Source organism: Enterobacter sp. KBR-315C3_2022 (assembly GCF_041399425.1).
Classification (GTDB): domain Bacteria; phylum Pseudomonadota; class Gammaproteobacteria; order Enterobacterales; family Enterobacteriaceae; genus Enterobacter.
The window spans coordinates 198986-216803 of record NZ_JBGKEB010000001.1; the positions used below are offsets into that span (position 1 = coordinate 198986).

Here is a 17818-nt window from a genome sequence, read left to right on the forward strand (position 1 = left end):
ACGTAAAAATCCGGGAAAAATAAAGTGGCGTATTGTGCGCTAATGGAAGGAGAAAACCAACTCCCACGGCATATACCAAAGGTTAGCCAGCACCATCAGCAAAAGCGAGCACCAGGTTGCGCTCATGCCGGAACGACGCCAGCGGAATAAGCGGTGGTGAAAACCGTAGTAATGCATCAGCCTGCCCGCGATCAGCAGCAGGCCGCAAACGTGTACCATCCACGTTTCCGCGCCGTTCATCTCCATAAACAGCAGCAGGATGAGCGCAACGGGAATGTATTCGACGGCGTTGCCGTGGATGCGGATAGCGCTTTGCAGCTCTGAAAAGCCACCGTCACCGTAGGAAACGCGGTACAGCATCCGCAGGCGCACGACGTCAAAAGAAAACTTAATCAGCAGTAACGCACCTAACACGGCATACAGCGCGCTGACCATACTTACTCCCTGTTTTTGGCAGATGGCACGTGACTATGATAGGTGCCTTACTCAGAAAAGAGAAGATTGTTGTGGGATGGACGGGGCGCTCCCCACCGACGGCACCGCGTCCCGCAAGGGCTGCCAGAGAGCATCGACCAGTTCAGGCGCCTGCGCGATATCCGGGGTGTGCAAAAAAAGATACGGCGTGGTGGTGTGTTCCCATTTCGGTAACGCCTGCAGCCAGACGGCGAACAGCTCTTTGTTTTGCTGCATGTTGTCGCTGCCGATAAACCTCACCATCGGGTTTTGCGCCGTGACGACTGCGTGCACCGGCACCTTTGGCTTTTTGCGCTGCGCGTCGATAATCGCTTCGCTGTGCGGCACGGCGCTGTGCACAGGGCGGCTGTCCAGAATTACGCGGTTCACGCCGCGTTCGTGCAGCCCGCGGTTGAGCGCTTTTTCCGTCTCCCCCTTGGCAAAGAACTCGGGGTGCCTGACCTCAACGCCATAGGTAAATTCGCGGGGGAGGGCGTCGAGAAACGTCCACAGCGCGGGCATGTCGCGCGGGCCAAACGCGGCGGGAAGCTGGAGCCAGTACTGGCCGATGCGATTCGCCAGCGGCGACATCCGCGTAAAAAATTCTTCCGTCAAATCGCCGCAGTTTCGCAGCGCGGCGTTGTGCGAGATGGTGGCCGGAAACTTAAAGCAGAAGCGAAACGCGTCGGTGGTTTGCTCCCGCCAGCGCTCGACGATCTCCGCCCTCGGCAGGGCGTACAGCGTGGTATTGCCTTCGACGCAGTTGAAGTGTCGGGCATACTCTTCAAGACCGGTGATGCCCAGGCGCACCCACTTCGGGTGCGACCACTGGGGCAGGCCCACGTAGATCATAGCGCGCGCAATACCTCGTCGGTACTGCGCACGCGGCCGATGCGCGGGAAGATATTCGTCATGCTGCCCTGGTGCTGGTCCGCCGAGGCGGCGCTGCAGGCATCTTCTGCGATGACCAGGTTGAAGCCCAGCTCCCAGGCGTTGCGCGCGGTGGATTCCACGCCGATGTTGGTCGAAATTCCGCACAGGATGATGGTGTCAATGCCGCGACGGCGCAGCTGTAGCTCAAGATCGGTGCCGTAGAAGGCGCCCCACTGGCGTTTGGTCACTTCGATATCCGTATCGCGTTTACCCAACGACGCCGGGTACGTCCACCAGTTGTCCGGCAGCGCGTGCGCCGCGGCCTGGGCGTCGACGGGCTGTTTTAGCGCTTCGGCGAAATCGGCGGACCAGCCGACGCGCACCATGACCACAGGCGCACCGGCGGCGCGGCATTTTTCCGCCAGGCGGGCGGCGCGGCTGACCACCTTGTCAGCGCCGTGCGGGCCTCCGGCAAACGGCAGGATCCCTTCCTGTAAATCAATCACCACAAGTGCGGTTTTGGCGGCATCGAGTGTAAACATAATAACTCCAGTCAAATGAATCGCTTTGCTACACCTTACGACGTGATGTGCTGTTATCGGTCGGATAATTTTGTTAATTTTTGTGAGAATGCGCAATAAGAGCGCAGCAAACGAGCGGCAGAGCGCGCTTCGCTCTTATCGTCCGGCGGAATTTCCAGTATAATAGCCGCCTTTTTTCATCCAGTTGTGACATACAGAAAGCTGCGACATAGTAGCCTGATATCAGGCAACGTTTAGCCTGCGGCTAATTAAGGGATATCTCATGCGTACAGAATATTGCGGGCAGCTGCGTCAGTCCCACGTCGGGCAGCAGGTCACCCTGTGTGGTTGGGTCAATCGTCGTCGCGATCTTGGTAGCCTTATCTTCATCGATATGCGCGACCGCGAAGGTATCGTACAGGTGTTCTTCGATCCGGATCGCGCGGACGCGCTGAAGCTGGCTTCCGAGCTGCGTAATGAGTTCTGCATTCAGGTCACCGGCACCGTGCGTGCGCGTGACGAGAAAAACGTCAACACCGACATGGCGACCGGCGCAATTGAAGTGCTGGCGTCCGACCTGACGATCGTTAACCGTTCAGACGTACTGCCGCTGGACTTTAACCACGTCAACACTGAAGAAGCGCGTCTGAAATATCGCTACCTGGATCTGCGTCGCCCGGAAATGGCCCAGCGCCTGAAAACCCGTGCGAAAATCACCAGCCTGGTGCGCCGCTTTATGGATGACCACGGTTTCCTCGATATCGAAACCCCGATGCTGACCAAAGCCACGCCGGAAGGCGCGCGCGATTACCTGGTCCCGTCCCGCGTCCACAAAGGCAAATTCTACGCGCTGCCGCAGTCGCCGCAGCTGTTTAAACAGCTGCTGATGATGTCCGGCTTTGACCGCTACTATCAGATCGTGAAATGCTTCCGCGACGAAGACCTTCGCGCTGACCGTCAGCCAGAATTTACCCAGATCGACGTGGAAACCTCCTTCATGACCGCCGAACAGGTGCGTGAAGTGATGGAAGCGCTGGTGCGCGGCCTGTGGAACGACGTAAAAGGCATTGAGCTGGGCGATTTCCCAATCATGACCTTCGCCGAAGCCGAGCGTCGCTACGGCTCCGACAAGCCGGACCTGCGTAACCCAATGGAGCTGGTGGACGTGGCGGACCTGGTGAAAGACGTTGAGTTCGCGGTCTTTGCCGGCCCGGCTAACGACGCGAAAGGTCGCGTTGCGGCCCTGCGCGTGCCCGGCGGCGCGGCCCTGAGCCGCAAGCAGATTGACGGCTACGGCGACTTTATTAAGATCTACGGCGCGAAAGGTCTGGCCTATATTAAAGTGACCGAGCGTGCGAAAGGCCTGGAAGGCATCACCAGCCCGGTGGCGAAATTCCTGAACGCGGAGATCGTGGAAGCGATCCTCGAGCGCACCGGCGCGCAGGACGGCGACATGATCTTCTTCGGCGCAGACAACAAGAAAGTGGTTGCGGATGCGATGGGCGCGCTGCGCCTGAAGGTCGGCAAAGACCTGAACATCACCGATGAAAACAAATGGGCGCCGCTGTGGGTTATCGACTTCCCAATGTTTGAAGACGACGGTGAAGGCGGCCTGACCGCGATGCACCACCCGTTCACCTCGCCAAAAGACATGACGGCGGCTGAGCTGAAAGCGGCACCGGAAGACGCGGTAGCGAACGCCTATGACATGGTGATTAACGGCTACGAAGTAGGCGGTGGCTCCGTGCGTATTCACAGCGGTGATATGCAGCAGACCGTGTTCGGCATTCTGGGCATCAACGAACAGGAACAGCGCGAGAAGTTCGGCTTCCTGCTGGATGCCCTGAAATACGGTACGCCGCCGCACGCGGGCCTGGCGTTCGGTCTTGACCGTCTGACCATGCTGCTGACCGGCACCGACAACATTCGCGACGTTATCGCCTTCCCGAAAACCACCGCCGCAGCGTGTCTGATGACTGAAGCGCCGAGCTTTGCCAACCCGGCCTCTCTGGCCGAGCTGGGCATTGAAGTGGTGAAGAAGGAAGAGAAAAACTGATATGGCATATAAGCGTCCCGTTTCTGTTCTCGTTGTTATTTATGCAGAAGATACGAAGCGGGTGCTGATGTTGCAGCGGCGCGACGACCCTGATTTCTGGCAGTCGGTTACCGGCAGCCTGGAAGAGGGGGAAACCGCGCCGCAGGCCGCCGCGCGCGAAGTAAAGGAAGAGGTCACCATTGACGTTGCTCGTGAGCAACTGACCCTGAAGGACTGTCAGCGCACGGTGGAGTTTGAAATTTTTAGCCATTTACGTCATCGCTACGCGCCGGGCATTGAGCGCAATACGGAATCATGGTTCTGTCTCGCGCTTCCCCACGAGCGGGAGATCGTGTTCACTGAACACCTGACCTACCGCTGGGTGAATGCGGCGGATGCCGCCGCGCTCACCAAGTCGTGGAGCAACCGGCAGGCGATTGAAGAATTTGTAATCAATGTTAATTAATTTCCAAGCATTTCAGTTACCAGGAAGGCGGCAACGCTGAGAATCGCCAGGAGCTTACGTTGGTAAGTGACTGGCGTGAGCGGGCGTAGCCAACGCATCTGGTGACTGAAAGGCGCAGGATAATTTTTGGAGAACTTTTTATGGCAGGTCATAGTAAGTGGGCCAACACCAAACACCGTAAAGCGGCACAGGATGCCAAGCGCGGTAAAATCTTTACCAAAATCATTCGCGAGCTGGTAACGGCTGCGCGTCTGGGCGGCGGCGATGCGGGCTCTAACCCACGTCTGCGCGCGGCTATCGATAAAGCGCTGTCTAACAACATGACGCGTGACACCCTGAACCGCGCCATCGCGCGCGGCGTGGGCGGCGATGAAGACGCGAACATGGAAACCATCATTTATGAAGGTTACGGCCCTGGCGGCACTGCGGTCATGGTGGAGTGTCTGTCCGACAACCGTAACCGTACCGTTGCGGAAGTGCGCCATGCGTTCACCAAAACCGGCGGCAACCTGGGCACCGACGGCTCCGTAGCCTATCTGTTCAGCAAAAAAGGCGTGATCTCCTTCGAGAAAGGCGACGAAGACGTGATCATGGAAGCGGCGCTGGAAGCGGGCGCGGAAGACGTGGTGACCTTCGACGACGGCGCGATCGACGTGTATACCGCGTGGGAAGAGATGGGGGCCGTGCGCGATGCGCTGGAAGCGGCTGGCCTGAAAGCGGATAACGCTGAAGTGTCGATGATCCCGTCTACCAAAGCCGACATGGATGCAGAAACGGCACCTAAGCTGCTGCGCCTGATCGACATGCTCGAAGACTGCGACGACGTGCAGGAAGTTTACCACAACGGTGAAATCTCTGATGAGGTTGCAGCGACTCTCTAATGAGAGCGTTTAAACCGTTTACAGGAGACGCGTGATGTCGATTATCCTCGGGATTGACCCCGGCTCACGCGTCACTGGCTATGGCGTCATCCGTCAGGTTGGGCGCCAGCTAACCTACCTCGGCAGCGGATGTATTCGCACAAAAGTGGATGATTTACCGTCGCGTCTGAAGCTTATTTATGCGGGCGTATCGGAAATCATCACTCAGTTCCAGCCGGACTTTTTTGCCATCGAGCAGGTCTTTATGGCGAAAAACGCCGATTCGGCGCTAAAGCTCGGTCAGGCGCGCGGCGTCGCGATTGTTGCCGCAGTGAACCAGGATCTTCCGGTGTTCGAATACGCCGCGAGGCAGGTCAAGCAGACGGTCGTTGGGATTGGCAGCGCGGAGAAAAGCCAGGTGCAGCACATGGTGCGCACGCTGCTAAAGCTCCCTGCTAACCCGCAGGCCGATGCCGCCGATGCGCTGGCGATTGCGATTACCCACTGCCACGTCAGCCAGAACGCGATGCAGATGAGCGAGTCGCGGCTTAATCTGGCGCGAGGCAGGTTACGATAATGACAAATCAGGCTGGATGTTTATCCAGCCTTTTTTTATTATACCCGTCATACTTCAAGTTGTATGTGCGTTGGCTGCACTCGTTCACCCCAGTCACTTACTCATGTAAGCTCCTGGGGATTCACTCCCTTGCCGCCTTCCTACAACTCGAATTATTTAGGGTATATGTCGTCAGTAAATTTTTTCCAGAACGCAGGAGCGTCACGTGATAGGCAGACTCAGAGGCATCATCCTTGAAAAACAACCCCCGCTAGTGCTGCTGGAGGTGGGCGGCGTAGGCTATGAAGTCCATATGCCGATGACCTGCTTCTACGAGCTGCCGGACGCGGGCAAAGAGGCGATTGTCTTTACCCAGTTCGTGGTGCGTGAAGATGCGCAGCTGCTCTACGGCTTTAATAACAAACAGGAGCGGATGCTGTTCCGCGAGCTGATTAAAACCAACGGCGTGGGGCCAAAGCTGGCGCTGGCGATTCTGTCCGGAATGTCGGCTCAACAGTTTGTGAACGCCGTTGAGCGCGAAGATCCCGCCGCGCTGATTAAGCTGCCGGGCATCGGTAAGAAGACCGCAGAGCGCCTGATCGTCGAAATGAAGGACCGCTTTAAGGGCCTTCACGGGGATCTCTTCACGCCGGCTGCCGACCTGGTGCTGACCTCGCCGGGCGCACCAACGTCCGACGACGCCGAGCAGGAAGCGGTTGCCGCGCTGGTGGCGCTGGGCTATAAACCTCAGGAAGCCAGCCGAATGGTAAGCAAAATTGCCACGCCGGATGCCAGCAGTGAAACCCTGATTCGTGAAGCGCTACGCGCCGCATTGTGAGGTAAAGGATGATTGAAGCAGACCGCCTGGTCTCGGCCGCCAGCAGCATGCCGGAAGATGTGGTGGATCGCGCGATCCGCCCAAAACTGCTGGATGAATACATTGGTCAGCCCCAGGTTCGCTCCCAGATGGAAATCTTCATCCAGGCGGCCAAGCTGCGCGGTGATGCGCTCGATCACCTGCTGATTTTTGGCCCTCCAGGGTTAGGCAAAACCACGCTGGCAAATATCGTCGCCAACGAAATGGGCGTTAACCTGCGCACCACGTCCGGCCCGGTGCTGGAGAAAGCGGGCGATCTGGCGGCGATGCTCACCAACCTTGAGCCGCATGACGTGCTGTTCATCGATGAAATTCACCGCCTGTCTCCGGTCGTTGAAGAGGTACTTTACCCGGCGATGGAAGATTATCAGCTGGATATCATGATTGGCGAAGGGCCGGCCGCGCGCTCCATTAAAATCGACCTGCCGCCCTTCACGCTGATCGGGGCCACGACGCGCGCCGGGTCGCTGACCTCACCGCTGCGCGACCGCTTCGGCATCGTGCAGCGCCTCGAGTTCTACCAGGTTCCCGATCTTCAGCATATCGTCGGGCGCAGCGCGCGCTATATGGGGCTGGAGATGAGCGAAGAGGGCGCGTTTGAAGTGGCGAAGCGCTCCCGCGGCACGCCGCGTATCGCTAACCGCCTGCTGCGCCGCGTGCGCGACTTCGCCGAAGTGAAGCACGACGGCACCATTTCCGCCGACATTGCCGCGCAGGCGCTGGACATGCTTAACGTGGATGCGGAAGGGTTCGACTATATGGACCGCAAGCTGCTGCTGGCGGTGCTGGATAAATTCTTTGGCGGCCCGGTCGGGCTGGACAACCTCGCGGCGGCGATTGGCGAAGAGCGTGAAACCATTGAAGACGTGCTGGAGCCGTATCTGATTCAGCAGGGCTTCCTGCAGCGCACCCCGCGTGGGCGTATGGCGACGGTGCGGGCGTGGAATCATTTCGGCATCACCCCGCCAGCAATGCCGTAACGATCGGCAGGCGGGAGATTTAATTCCGCCTGCGACGCTCACAGTTTATTGATCTCATCCACTTAATCATCCTTATTATTTTGGATAATTCGCTTATTTTAGTTATGATGAATTTATAGCGATATAAATGCTATATTTTATACATGCTATATTTTATATACGTTATATATATAAATCTTATCAATCTATCTGGAATAATAAAATGAAATCAATGACGATTATATCTATTGCCGCTCTGACTATGGCGGCTTTCTCTGGCGTCGCGAATGCCGCTATTTCCGAAACCCAGAAATGGAAAATGGTAGATCACAGACTTGAAAATACCAGTAACGGAAAAAAATTATGTATGACTGCCGTTGCTTTCGAACCGGCAACGATGGAAGTATGTGGTTCTCATCCAGAAACGCAGAATCTTCGTGAGCCCAATTTCGCTTTGAATGGGGTACTGATGCTGGATGCATATCCAGAGTATGCGTATGCACCACTCGACGATGAAATTTATATTCGCGATTACTCTACTGAGAGTTATTGGGACTATATTAACGGACAGCTGAAAAAAACCGATCGCGATGGTGTTCTCAAATGCCTCGATATTGAAGGCGGTAAAAACGTCCCAGGCGCCAGATTGTATTTAGAAACCTGTACCAAATAATAAAATAAGCACCGATAATTTCATCGGCGCTTAATTACGAGTGCGCCCAGTATGGGCGCACTCCTGCGGGTGTCAGGCCCTTAAGTATTCGGCTGTTTTTTCAACATGCTGAAAATAAACAGCAGTGCAGCGCAAAGCACGACGGATGGACCTGCCGGCGTGTCATAGAACGCTGAGAAGGTTAGCCCACCGGTAACGGCTATCATCCCAATTCCGACCGCAATCCCCGCCATCTGCTCCGGCGTACGGGCGAAACGACGCGCCGTAGCCGCAGGGATAATCAGCAGGGACGTAATAATCAGCGCGCCAACAAACTTCATCGCCACGCCAATGGTTAACGCCGTCACCAGCATCAGCAGGAGCTTCACGCGCTGCAGCTTCACGCCGTCGACGAACGCCAGGTCCGGGCTGACGGTCATCGCCAGCAGGTTGCGCCACTGCCACAGCAAAATGCCAAGCACGATCGCTACGCCAACCGCGATGGAAATTAAATCTTCCGGCGTGACGGCAAGTAAATCCCCGAACAGGTAGGCCATCAGGTCAACGCGGATATTCGACATCAGGCTGACCACCACCAGGCCCAGCGACAGCGCGCTGTGCGCCATAATCCCCAATAGGGTATCGATGGCGAGGTGAGGGCGCTTTTCCAGCCAGACCAGGCCCGCCGCGAGGAGCAGCGTGACCACGATTACCGCATAAAACGGATTTACGTCCAGCAGCAGCCCGAAGGCCACGCCAAGCAGGGAGGCGTGGGCCAGCGTGTCGCCGAAATAGGACATTCTGCGCCATACCACAAACGAGCCAAGCGGGCCCGCGGCGCAGGCAAGCATAATCCCGGCCAGCCAGCCGGGTAGTAACAGTTCAATCATGAGTGTCCATTTCCCCGACGCAGGACGATTCGTCCCTGTAAATCATGGCGGTGATTGTGATTGTGACGATAAATACCGAGCTGTTCGGCGCCGCGAGGGCCAAACATTGAGATAAACTCGGGATGCATAGAAACCACTTCCGGCGTGCCGGAACAGCAAATATGGTGGTTCAGACACAGCACCTCATCCGTCTTTGCCATCACCAGATGCAGGTCGTGCGACACCATCAGAACCGCGCAGTTAAGCTCCTGACGCAGCTGATCGATGAGATCGTACAGCGCGACCTGACCGTTAACGTCCACGCCCTGAGTGGGTTCATCCAGCACCAGCAGCTGAGGGCTGCTCAACAGGGCGCGGGCAAGAAGCACGCGCTGGGTTTCGCCACCGGAGAGCTTTTGCATTGGAGCGTCAATCAGATGGCCCGCCTGAACGCGTTTAAGCGCCGGGAGGATATCCGTTTTGCGCGTACCGGGACGCAGGCGCAGGAAGCGGCTGACCGTCAGCGGCAGGGTCGCGTCCAGATGCAGCTTTTGCGGCACGTAGCCGACGCGAAGCTGGCCGTCACGCTTGATGACGCCTTCATCAGGTGCTACGAGCCCAAGCACCACGCGCACGAGCGTCGATTTGCCCGCGCCGTTAGGGCCCAGCAGCGTCAGAATTTTTCCGGGCGTGAGCTGCAAAGAGACGTCAGCGAGGACGCGGCGCTGGCCGAAAGAGACCGAAACATTTTCAAGAGAAACCAGAGTAGTCATGTCAATTTATGCTTGCAGAAGTCAACGAATGTTATAATATCACATTCCCCGCATTCATTACGATGATAAGTTGCATTATGTTACATAAAAATACGCTTCTTTTCGCAGCATTATCGACCGCCCTTTGGGGCACAACAGCACAAGATGTTAACGCCGCCGTTGTTGCGTCGCTCAAGCCGCTTGGCTTCATTGCCTCAGCCATCGCCGATGGCGTAACCGAGACCCAGGTTTTGCTGCCTGATGGTGCCTCCGAGCATGATTATTCCCTACGTCCTTCGGATGTAAAACGCTTACAAAACGCAGACTTAGTTGTCTGGATTGGTCCAGAAATGGAAGCGTTTATGCAAAAGTCAGCGAAGCGGGTTCCGGCACAAAACCAGGTGACCATTGCCGAGCTGTCAGGCGTGAAACCGTTGCTCATGAAAGGCGCCGATGATGATGATGACGCGCACGGGCATAATCATGCAAACGAGGAAAAAGGTGACGAACATCACCATCATGGCGAGTACAACATGCATCTTTGGCTCTCCCCAGAGATAGCGCGGCTCTCGGCGGTTGCAATCCATGACAAATTAGTGGAACTTATGCCGCAAAGTCGAGCCAAACTAGACGCCAACCTGAAGGATTTTGAGGCACAATTAGCCGCAACCGATAAGCAGGTGGGTAACGAGCTCGCGCCGCTGAAAGGAAAAGGGTATTTCGTTTTTCATGACGCCTACGGCTATTACGAAAAACACTACGGTCTGACCCCGCTGGGTCACTTTACCGTCAACCCTGAAATTCAGCCTGGTGCGCAGCGTTTACATGAAATCAGAACACAGCTGGTTGAGCAAAAAGCGACATGCGTTTTTGCTGAGCCACAGTTCAGGCCAGCGGTCGTAGAAGCCGTGGCCAGGGGAACTTCCGTGCGCATGGGAACCCTTGACCCGCTAGGAACGAATATCCAGTTGAGCAAAGCGAGCTACTCGCAGTTTCTCAGCCAACTGGCGAACCAGTATGCGAGCTGCCTGAAAGGAGATTAACGAGGAAGTGAATACGTGCAACAGATAGCCCGCTCTGTCGCCCTGGCATTTAACAATCTGCCGCGTCCCCATCGCGTTATGCTGGGGTCGCTTACCGTTCTCACACTTGCGGTCGCCGTCTGGCGGCCGTACGTTTACCACCCCAGTTCTGCCCCTATCATCAAGACCATCGAGCTTGAGAAAAGTGAGATTCGTTCACTGTTGCCTGAGGCCAGCGAGCCGATCGATCAGGCCGCCCAGGAAGACGAAGCGATTCCTCAGGATGAGCTGGATGAAAAAACCGCTAACGAAGCGGGCATCCATGAGTATGTCGTCTCAACGGGCGATACCCTGAGCAGCGTCCTGAATCAGTACGGCATTGAGATGGGCGATATCAGCCAGCTTGCCGCCTCGGACAAAGAGCTGCGTAACCTGAAAATTGGTCAGCAGCTTTCCTGGACCCTGACCGCAGACGGTGATTTGCAGCGTCTGACCTGGGAAATGTCGCGTCGTGAAACGCGTACCTACGATCGCACTGCAAACGGTTTCAAAATGACCAGCGAGATGCAGCAGGGCGAGTGGGTCAACAGCGTGATGAAAGGCACCGTTGGCGGAAGCTTTGTTGCCAGCGCGCGCGATGCGGGCCTGACAAGCGCTGAAATCAGCTCGGTGATCCGCGCGATGCAGTGGCAGATGGACTTCCGCAAGCTGAAAAAAGGCGATCAGTTCTCCGTTCTCATGTCCCGTGAAATGCTGGACGGCAAACGCGAGCAGAGCCAGCTGGTGGGCGTACGCCTGCGTTCAGACGGCAAAGATTATTACGCCGTTCGCGCAGAGGATGGCAAATTCTACGATCGCAACGGTACCGGTCTGGCGAAGGGCTTCCTGCGCTTCCCAACGGCGAAGCAGTTCCGCGTCTCTTCTAACTTTAACCCGCGTCGTCTGAACCCGGTTACCGGGCGCGTCGCGCCGCACCGCGGCGTAGATTTCGCCATGCCGCAGGGTACGCCTGTGCTGGCGGTGGGTGACGGTGAGGTGGTAGTCGCCAAACGCAGCGGCGCGGCGGGTTACTACGTGGCGGTTCGTCATGGCCGCACCTATACCACCCGCTACATGCACCTGCGCAAGCTGCTGGTGAAGCCGGGTCAGAAGGTGAAGCGTGGCGATCGCATCGCGCTCTCGGGCAATACCGGGCGTTCGACCGGGCCGCACCTGCACTATGAGGTGTGGATCAACCAGCAGGCGGTTAACCCGCTGACGGCGAAACTGCCGCGCACCGAAGGCCTGACGGGTAAAGATCGTTCCGAATACCTGGCGCAGGTGAAAGAGGTTCTGCCGCAGCTGCGCTTCGACTAAGCCCTGAATTTCATCATCAAGCCGGCCTCCCCATGCGCCGGCTTTTTCTTTTGTGTGCGGGCCGCAGCCTCGCTACACTATTGCATTATATTTGCGTCACCAGACCCTGGAACCAGCATGGAACCCAAAAAAAATAATAGTGAATACATTCCCGAGTTTGAAAAATCATTTCGCCATCCGCGCAACTGGGGATCGTGGCTGGGCGTCTATGCCTTTGCGGGCATTGCTTTGCTGCCCGCCTCCGTGCGCGATCCGGTGCTGGGTAAAATCGGCCGCATTGCCGGGCGTTTAGGCAAAAGCGCGCGTCGCCGCGCGCAGATCAACCTGTACTACTGTTTCCCTGAAAAAAGCGAGGCCGAGCGCGAGGCCATCATTGATGAGATGTATACGACCGCGCCTCAGGCGATGGCGATGATGGCCGAGCTGGCACTGCGCGGACCGGAAAAAATCGTTAATCGCGTGGACTGGAAAGGGCTGGAAATCATCGAAGAGATGCGCCGCAACGACGAAAAGGTTATTTTCCTCGTGCCGCACGGCTGGGGCGTGGATATTCCTGCGATGCTGATGGCGTCCCAGGGCCAGAAAATGGCGGCGATGTTCCACAATCAGGGGAATAAGATTTTCGATTTCGTCTGGAATACCGTTCGCCGCCGCTTTGGCGGGCGCCTGCACGCGCGCAACGACGGCATTAAGCCGTTTATCCAGTCCGTTCGACAGGGATACTGGGGTTACTATCTTCCGGATCAGGACCACGGCCCCGAGCACAGCGAATTTGTCGATTTCTTCGCCACCTATAAAGCGACGCTGCCCGCCATTGGCCGTCTGATGAAGGTGTGCCGCGCCCGCGTCATTCCTCTGTTCCCGGTTTACGACGGTAAAACGCATCGCCTGAGCATCGAGGTGCGTCCGCCGATGGACGATTTGATGACCGCAGACGATAACACCATCGCGCGTCGGATGAATGAAGAGGTCGAGATTCTGGTGGGGCCGCATACCGAACAGTACACGTGGATATTGAAGCTGCTCAAGACGCGCAAGCCGGGCGAAACGGAGCCGTACAAGCGCAACGAACTGTTCCCGAAGAAATAAAATTCCCCCTCACTTTGCCCCTCTCCCGTAGAGGAGAGGGGATCGTACGTTATTCGACGGTCAATACGCGGGTGGTGTTGGTAGAGCCGATGGTGCTCATCACGTCGCCCTGGGTCACGATGACGATATCACCGGAAACCAGATAACCCTTGTCGCGCAGCAGGTTAACGGCATCGTGCGCGGCGGCTACGCCGTCGCTGGAACTGTCGAAGTGAACCGGGGTCACGCCGCGGTACAGCGCCGTCAGGTTCAGCGTGCGCTCGTGGCGAGACATCGCAAAGATCGGCAGGCCGGAGCTGATGCGCGACGTCATCAGCGCGGTGCGCCCTGACTCGGTCATGGTGATGATCGCGGTCACACCCTTCAGGTGGTTCGCGGCGTACATCGCGGACATCGCAATCGCCTCTTCCACGTTGTCGAACTGGATGTCCAGGCGGTGCTTAGACACGTTAATGCTTGGGATTTTTTCAGCGCCCAGGCACACGCGCGCCATTGCCGCGACGGTTTCCGCCGGGTACTGGCCCGCCGCCGTTTCCGCAGACAGCATCACCGCATCGGTACCGTCCAGCACGGCGTTCGCCACGTCCATCACTTCCGCACGGGTTGGCATTGGGTTGGTGATCATCGACTCCATCATCTGGGTCGCGGTGATCACGGCGCGGTTCAGCTGGCGCGCGCGGCGGATCAGCGCTTTCTGAATGCCGACCAGCTCAGGGTCGCCGATTTCAACGCCGAGGTCACCGCGGGCAACCATCACCACGTCGGATGCCAGGATTACGTCGTCCATCGCGTCCTGATCGCACACGGCTTCCGCACGCTCAACCTTGGCCACGATTTTTGCATCGCAGCCTGCGTCACGCGCCAGGCGGCGGGCGTAGTTCAGATCTTCACCGCAGCGTGGGAAGGAGACGGCCAGGTAATCCACGCCGATTTGCGCCGCGGTGACGATGTCCGCTTTGTCTTTCTCGGTCAGCGCTTCCGCTGAAAGACCGCCGCCGAGCTTGTTAATGCCTTTGTTGTTGGAAAGCGGGCCGCCGACGGTCACTTCGGTAAAGACCTTCATGCCCTGAACGTCGAGCACTTTCAGCTGCACGCGGCCATCGTCGAGCAGCAGGATGTCGCCGGGCACAACGTCGGCCGGCAGGCCCTTATAGTCGATGCCGACTTTCTCTTTGTCGCCTTCGCCCTTGCTCAGGTTGGCGTCGAGCAGGAATTTATCGCCAATGTTGAGGAAAACTTTGCCTTCTTTGAAGGTGGATACGCGAATTTTTGGACCCTGGAGATCGCCGAGGATGGCAACGTGGCGGCCCAGTTTAGCCGCGATCTCGCGCACTTTATCGGCACGTAACTTATGGTCTTCTGGCGTACCGTGAGAGAAGTTCATTCGCACCACGTTGGCGCCTGCGGCAATAATTTTTTCGAGGTTATTATCGCGGTCGGTGGCCGGGCCTAAGGTGGTGACGATCTTGGTTCTGCGAAGCCTTCTGGACATGTAATACTCCGTTGACTGAAACAACTTTGGTGTTGCGTGAACATTGAATCGGCCTTCTTTCTGCTGCAAGGCAGCAGGGAGCGGGCCGGATGCCGTGAATCGTTACAACTTAGTTATTTACTATTAGGATATATCGCTCTTTATAAGCAATTCTTTATCAAAACGCGATTCCTTAAGCGCTTCTTTGACCCGCTTCAAGTTATCTCTGAATTTTGCGCCGCGTCGTAAGGTAAAACCGGTCGCCAGCACGTCGATGACCGTCAGCTGCGCCAGGCGAGACACCATCGGCATATAGATGTCGGTATCTTCCGGCACGTCCAGGGTAATCGCCAGCGTCGCTTCGCGCGCCAGCGGCGTGCCCGCGGTGGTCAGGGCGATAACCATCGCATCGTTTTCACGCGCGAGCTGCGCCAGTTCGACCTGGCTTTTGGTGCGCCCGGTGTGCGAGATCAGGACCACGACGTCATCCTCGCTACAGTTCATACAGCTCATGCGTTGCAGCACGATGTCATCAGAATAGATAACCGGCACGTTGAAGCGAAAGAACTTGTTCATGGCATCATGCGCCACGGCGGCCGACGAGCCCAGGCCAAAGAACGCGATGCGCTTGGCCTGCGTCAGCAAATCGACGGCGCGATTGACCGCGCTCATATCCAGCGACTGACGAACGTGGTCGAGCGTGGCCATAGCGGATTCAAAAATTTTTGCGGTATAGGCATCAACGCTGTCGTCTTCGTCCACATTGCGATTAACATACGGGGTGCCGTTTGCCAGGCTTTGCGCCAGATGCAGCTTAAAATCCGGGAAGCCGCGGGTTTCCATGCTCCGGCAGAATCGGTTGACCGTGGGTTCGCTGACGCCTGACTCCAGCGCCAGAGCGGCAATGCTTGAATGAATGGCCTGAGCGGGGGAGGCGAGAATAACTTCAGCCACTTTTCGCTCGGATTTGCTAAGGTGTTCCAGTTGAAACTGAATTTTTTCCAGCATGTTCATCATTAACACGGCGCTCGTGGGGACAAAACGATTTCATCTATAGATGAAATGTTGATTCGATTTAGCCGATATTACCCCTGTGGCCTCTTTAAAGGGTATCAGGCGACGCGAAAAGTTGTTGTTTTTTTTCATAACTTGATCGCTGTCGGATTTTGCGCAAGCGTGACAGAACAAAGAATAATCGGATCTTTACGGCATTTTCACCCCGCACGCGCCGGACGGGTAAAAAATCGCGTTATCGCACGCGACGTTAAGCGCTAATGGTTTCGGGAATGACGTAAAAGCAGTACAGTGCATTGTAATAAAATTACAACGATACCTGGCAGAAGCACCAGGTTATCCAACTGAGGAGAATGACATGGCGGTAACGCAAACAGCCCAGGCATGTGACCTGGTCATTTTCGGCGCGAAAGGCGATCTTGCACGCCGAAAATTGCTGCCTTCCCTGTACCAACTGGAGAAAGCGGGCCAACTTCATCCGGATACCCGTATCCTGGGCGTAGGCCGCGCCGACTGGGACAAGGACGCGTACACAAAAATCGTGCGCGAAGCGCTCGAAACCTTCATGAAAGAGAAAATTGATGAAGCGCTGTGGGATACGCTGAGCGGACGTCTCGATTTCTGCAACCTGGACGTTAACGACGTGAAGGCGTTCAAGCGTCTGGGCGACATGCTCGACCAGAAAAATCGTGTCACCATCAACTATTTTGCCATGCCGCCAAGCACCTTCGGCGCGATCTGCAAAGGGCTGGGCGAAGCGAAGCTGAACGCCAAGCCGGCGCGCGTGGTGATGGAAAAACCGCTGGGTACCTCGCTTGCCACCTCTCGTGAAATCAACGATCAGGTCGGGGAATATTTCGAAGAGTGCCAGGTGTATCGTATTGACCACTATCTCGGCAAAGAGACGGTGCTGAACCTGCTGGCGCTGCGTTTTGCCAACTCGCTGTTCGTGAACAACTGGGATAACCGCACCATCGACCACGTGGAAATTACCGTGGCTGAAGAGGTGGGCATCGAAGGGCGCTGGGGCTACTTTGACCAGGCCGGCCAGATGCGCGACATGATCCAGAACCACCTGCTGCAAATTCTGTGCATGATCGCCATGTCTCCGCCGTCCGATCTGACGGCAGACAGCATCCGCGACGCAAAGGTGAAGGTGCTCAAATCATTGCGCCGCATCGACCGCTCAAACGTGCGTGAGAAAACCGTGCGCGGTCAGTACACCGCCGGGTTCGCTCAGGGCAAAAAAGTGCCGGGCTACCTGGAAGAAGAGGGAGCCAACAAGGCCAGCAATACCGAGACGTTCGTGGCGATCCGCGTTGACATCGACGACTGGCGCTGGGCGGGCGTGCCTTTCTACCTGCGCACCGGCAAGCGTCTCCCGGCGAAGTGTTCAGAAGTCGTGGTGTACTTCAAAAACCCAGAGCTGAACCTGTTCAAAGAGTCCTGGCAGGAGCTGCCGCAGAACAAGCTGACCATTCGCCTGCAGCCGGACGAGGGCGTGGATATTCAGATCCTGAACAAAGTGCCGGGGCTGGATCACAAGCACAACCTGCAGACCACCAAGCTCGACCTGAGCTACTCCGAAACCTTCAACCAGACGCACCTGGCCGACGCTTACGAGCGCCTGCTGCTGGAAACCATGCGCGGTATTCAGGCGCTGTTCGTTCGTCGTGACGAAGTGGAAGAGGCCTGGAAGTGGGTCGACTCCATCACCGAAGCCTGGGCTGCCGATCAGGACGCGCCGAAACCGTATCAGGCGGGAACCTGGGGACCGGTTGCTTCCGTGGCAATGATCACCCGCGACGGACGTTCCTGGAACGAGTTTGAGTAACGGCGCTCTAACCCACAGGTGTTATTTTACCGGTAACATGATCTAACACAGATAGTGGAATAATATTTAAATTTAAAGCTCCGCGTGGATTCACCCGCGGAGCTTTTTTTATTACACTGCCGGAAGTGATTTTGCCCCTGAGCTCCGGACATCAAGCGT

The 17818-nt window shown here is 56.7% G+C and carries 18 protein-coding genes; 11 read left to right on the forward strand and 7 right to left on the reverse strand.

Annotation, left to right across the window (positions count from 1 at the left end):
* Positions 1-39: 39 nt before the first annotated feature.
* The 3 genes from AB8804_RS01035 to AB8804_RS01045 are packed head-to-tail and all read right to left on the reverse strand — an operon-like array spanning position 40 to position 1868.
* Positions 40-435 carry an MAPEG family protein gene (locus tag AB8804_RS01035; protein WP_371182118.1) on the reverse strand — a complete coding sequence of 132 codons (396 nt, stop codon included), beginning with the start codon at positions 433-435 and terminating at the stop codon, positions 40-42.
* A 51-nt stretch (positions 436-486) separates the two neighbouring features.
* Positions 487-1305, reverse strand: coding sequence for a DUF72 domain-containing protein (locus tag AB8804_RS01040; RefSeq protein ID WP_371182120.1), 819 nt, complete (start codon positions 1303-1305; stop codon positions 487-489).
* Positions 1302-1868 carry a hydrolase gene (locus AB8804_RS01045; protein ID WP_371182122.1) on the reverse strand — a complete coding sequence of 189 codons (567 nt, stop codon included), beginning with the start codon at positions 1866-1868 and terminating at the stop codon, positions 1302-1304. The genes AB8804_RS01040 and AB8804_RS01045 overlap by 4 nt, the downstream gene beginning before the upstream one ends.
* A gap of 262 nt (positions 1869-2130) precedes the next feature.
* On the opposite strand from AB8804_RS01045, the gene aspS reads away from it, so the two are divergent.
* From aspS to AB8804_RS01080, 7 genes are all read left to right on the forward strand, one after another.
* Positions 2131-3903 carry an aspartate--tRNA ligase gene (aspS, locus tag AB8804_RS01050; RefSeq protein WP_371182126.1) on the forward strand — a complete coding sequence of 591 codons (1773 nt, stop codon included), beginning with the start codon at positions 2131-2133 and terminating at the stop codon, positions 3901-3903.
* A gap of 1 nt (position 3904) precedes the next feature.
* Positions 3905-4348 carry a dihydroneopterin triphosphate diphosphatase gene (nudB, locus tag AB8804_RS01055; RefSeq protein WP_371182129.1) on the forward strand — a complete coding sequence of 148 codons (444 nt, stop codon included), beginning with the start codon at positions 3905-3907 and terminating at the stop codon, positions 4346-4348.
* Between the two features lie 140 nt (positions 4349-4488).
* Positions 4489-5229 carry a YebC/PmpR family DNA-binding transcriptional regulator gene (locus AB8804_RS01060; protein ID WP_040075122.1) on the forward strand — a complete coding sequence of 247 codons (741 nt, stop codon included), beginning with the start codon at positions 4489-4491 and terminating at the stop codon, positions 5227-5229.
* A gap of 34 nt (positions 5230-5263) precedes the next feature.
* On the forward strand, positions 5264-5785 hold the full coding sequence (gene ruvC / locus AB8804_RS01065) for a crossover junction endodeoxyribonuclease RuvC (RefSeq protein WP_014884319.1): 522 nt from the start codon (positions 5264-5266) through the stop codon (positions 5783-5785).
* 205 nt (positions 5786-5990) lie between these two features.
* Positions 5991-6602 (forward strand): Holliday junction branch migration protein RuvA, encoded by a 612-nt coding sequence (gene ruvA / locus AB8804_RS01070; protein ID WP_371182134.1) that lies wholly within the window; start codon positions 5991-5993, stop codon positions 6600-6602.
* Positions 6603-6610: 8 nt separating this feature from the next.
* Positions 6611-7621 carry a Holliday junction branch migration DNA helicase RuvB gene (ruvB, locus tag AB8804_RS01075; RefSeq protein WP_371182137.1) on the forward strand — a complete coding sequence of 337 codons (1011 nt, stop codon included), beginning with the start codon at positions 6611-6613 and terminating at the stop codon, positions 7619-7621.
* 202 nt (positions 7622-7823) lie between these two features.
* Positions 7824-8273, forward strand: coding sequence for a hypothetical protein (locus AB8804_RS01080; protein ID WP_371182140.1), 450 nt, complete (start codon positions 7824-7826; stop codon positions 8271-8273).
* A gap of 80 nt (positions 8274-8353) precedes the next feature.
* On the opposite strand, the gene znuB is transcribed toward AB8804_RS01080, so the two are convergent.
* Together znuB and znuC are read right to left on the reverse strand one after the other, a co-directional pair.
* Positions 8354-9142, reverse strand: a complete 789-nt coding sequence (znuB, locus tag AB8804_RS01085; RefSeq protein ID WP_371182142.1) for a zinc ABC transporter permease subunit ZnuB — start codon at positions 9140-9142, stop codon at positions 8354-8356.
* Complete coding sequence (znuC, locus tag AB8804_RS01090; RefSeq protein ID WP_371182145.1) at positions 9139-9894, reverse strand: zinc ABC transporter ATP-binding protein ZnuC; 756 nt, start codon at positions 9892-9894, stop codon at positions 9139-9141. Before znuC ends, znuB begins: the two co-directional genes overlap by 4 nt.
* Before the next feature lie 77 nt (positions 9895-9971).
* Here znuC and znuA point away from each other — a divergent pair, with 77 nt between their 5' ends.
* The 3 genes from znuA (at position 9972) to lpxM (ending at position 13340) form a co-directional block, all read left to right on the forward strand.
* Positions 9972-10916, forward strand: coding sequence for a zinc ABC transporter substrate-binding protein ZnuA (gene znuA, locus AB8804_RS01095; protein ID WP_371182790.1), 945 nt, complete (start codon positions 9972-9974; stop codon positions 10914-10916).
* A 15-nt stretch (positions 10917-10931) separates the two neighbouring features.
* The gene (mepM, locus tag AB8804_RS01100) at positions 10932-12251 is read left to right on the forward strand and encodes a murein DD-endopeptidase MepM (protein WP_371182147.1); all 1320 of its coding nucleotides are present in this window, start codon (positions 10932-10934) and stop codon (positions 12249-12251) included.
* A gap of 117 nt (positions 12252-12368) precedes the next feature.
* Positions 12369-13340, forward strand: coding sequence for a lauroyl-Kdo(2)-lipid IV(A) myristoyltransferase (lpxM, locus tag AB8804_RS01105; RefSeq protein ID WP_371182149.1), 972 nt, complete (start codon positions 12369-12371; stop codon positions 13338-13340).
* Between the two features lie 49 nt (positions 13341-13389).
* Here the strand turns inward: lpxM and pyk are convergent, their stop codons facing one another.
* Both pyk and AB8804_RS01115 read right to left on the reverse strand, forming a co-directional pair.
* A complete protein-coding gene (gene pyk / locus AB8804_RS01110; RefSeq protein ID WP_371182151.1) occupies positions 13390-14832 on the reverse strand; it encodes a pyruvate kinase in 1443 nt (480 codons plus the stop codon).
* A 123-nt stretch (positions 14833-14955) separates the two neighbouring features.
* Positions 14956-15825, reverse strand: a complete 870-nt coding sequence (locus tag AB8804_RS01115) for a MurR/RpiR family transcriptional regulator (RefSeq protein ID WP_371182793.1) — start codon at positions 15823-15825, stop codon at positions 14956-14958.
* Between the two features lie 358 nt (positions 15826-16183).
* Between AB8804_RS01115 and zwf the strand changes: the two genes are divergently transcribed.
* Positions 16184-17659, forward strand: coding sequence for a glucose-6-phosphate dehydrogenase (gene zwf / locus AB8804_RS01120; protein WP_371182154.1), 1476 nt, complete (start codon positions 16184-16186; stop codon positions 17657-17659).
* The last annotated feature ends 159 nt before the right edge of the window (positions 17660-17818 follow it).

Coding starts and splice junctions, on each gene's coding strand:
- ruvB (WP_371182137.1), top strand. CDS start 6,611: ATGATTGAAGCAGACCGCCTGGTCTCGGCCGCCAGCAGCATGCCGGAA.
- AB8804_RS01080 (WP_371182140.1), top strand. CDS start 7,824: ATGAAATCAATGACGATTATATCTATTGCCGCTCTGACTATGGCGGCT.
- znuC (WP_371182145.1), bottom strand. CDS start 9,894: ATGACTACTCTGGTTTCTCTTGAAAATGTTTCGGTCTCTTTCGGCCAG.
- AB8804_RS01115 (WP_371182793.1), bottom strand. CDS start 15,825: ATGAACATGCTGGAAAAAATTCAGTTTCAACTGGAACACCTTAGCAAA.
- AB8804_RS01040 (WP_371182120.1), bottom strand. CDS start 1,305: ATGATCTACGTGGGCCTGCCCCAGTGGTCGCACCCGAAGTGGGTGCGC.
- AB8804_RS01060 (WP_040075122.1), top strand. CDS start 4,489: ATGGCAGGTCATAGTAAGTGGGCCAACACCAAACACCGTAAAGCGGCA.
- znuB (WP_371182142.1), bottom strand. CDS start 9,142: ATGATTGAACTGTTACTACCCGGCTGGCTGGCCGGGATTATGCTTGCC.
- AB8804_RS01035 (WP_371182118.1), bottom strand. CDS start 435: ATGGTCAGCGCGCTGTATGCCGTGTTAGGTGCGTTACTGCTGATTAAG.
- ruvC (WP_014884319.1), top strand. CDS start 5,264: ATGTCGATTATCCTCGGGATTGACCCCGGCTCACGCGTCACTGGCTAT.
- AB8804_RS01045 (WP_371182122.1), bottom strand. CDS start 1,868: ATGTTTACACTCGATGCCGCCAAAACCGCACTTGTGGTGATTGATTTA.
- aspS (WP_371182126.1), top strand. CDS start 2,131: ATGCGTACAGAATATTGCGGGCAGCTGCGTCAGTCCCACGTCGGGCAG.
- pyk (WP_371182151.1), bottom strand. CDS start 14,832: ATGTCCAGAAGGCTTCGCAGAACCAAGATCGTCACCACCTTAGGCCCG.
- zwf (WP_371182154.1), top strand. CDS start 16,184: ATGGCGGTAACGCAAACAGCCCAGGCATGTGACCTGGTCATTTTCGGC.
- lpxM (WP_371182149.1), top strand. CDS start 12,369: ATGGAACCCAAAAAAAATAATAGTGAATACATTCCCGAGTTTGAAAAA.
- znuA (WP_371182790.1), top strand. CDS start 9,972: ATGTTACATAAAAATACGCTTCTTTTCGCAGCATTATCGACCGCCCTT.
- nudB (WP_371182129.1), top strand. CDS start 3,905: ATGGCATATAAGCGTCCCGTTTCTGTTCTCGTTGTTATTTATGCAGAA.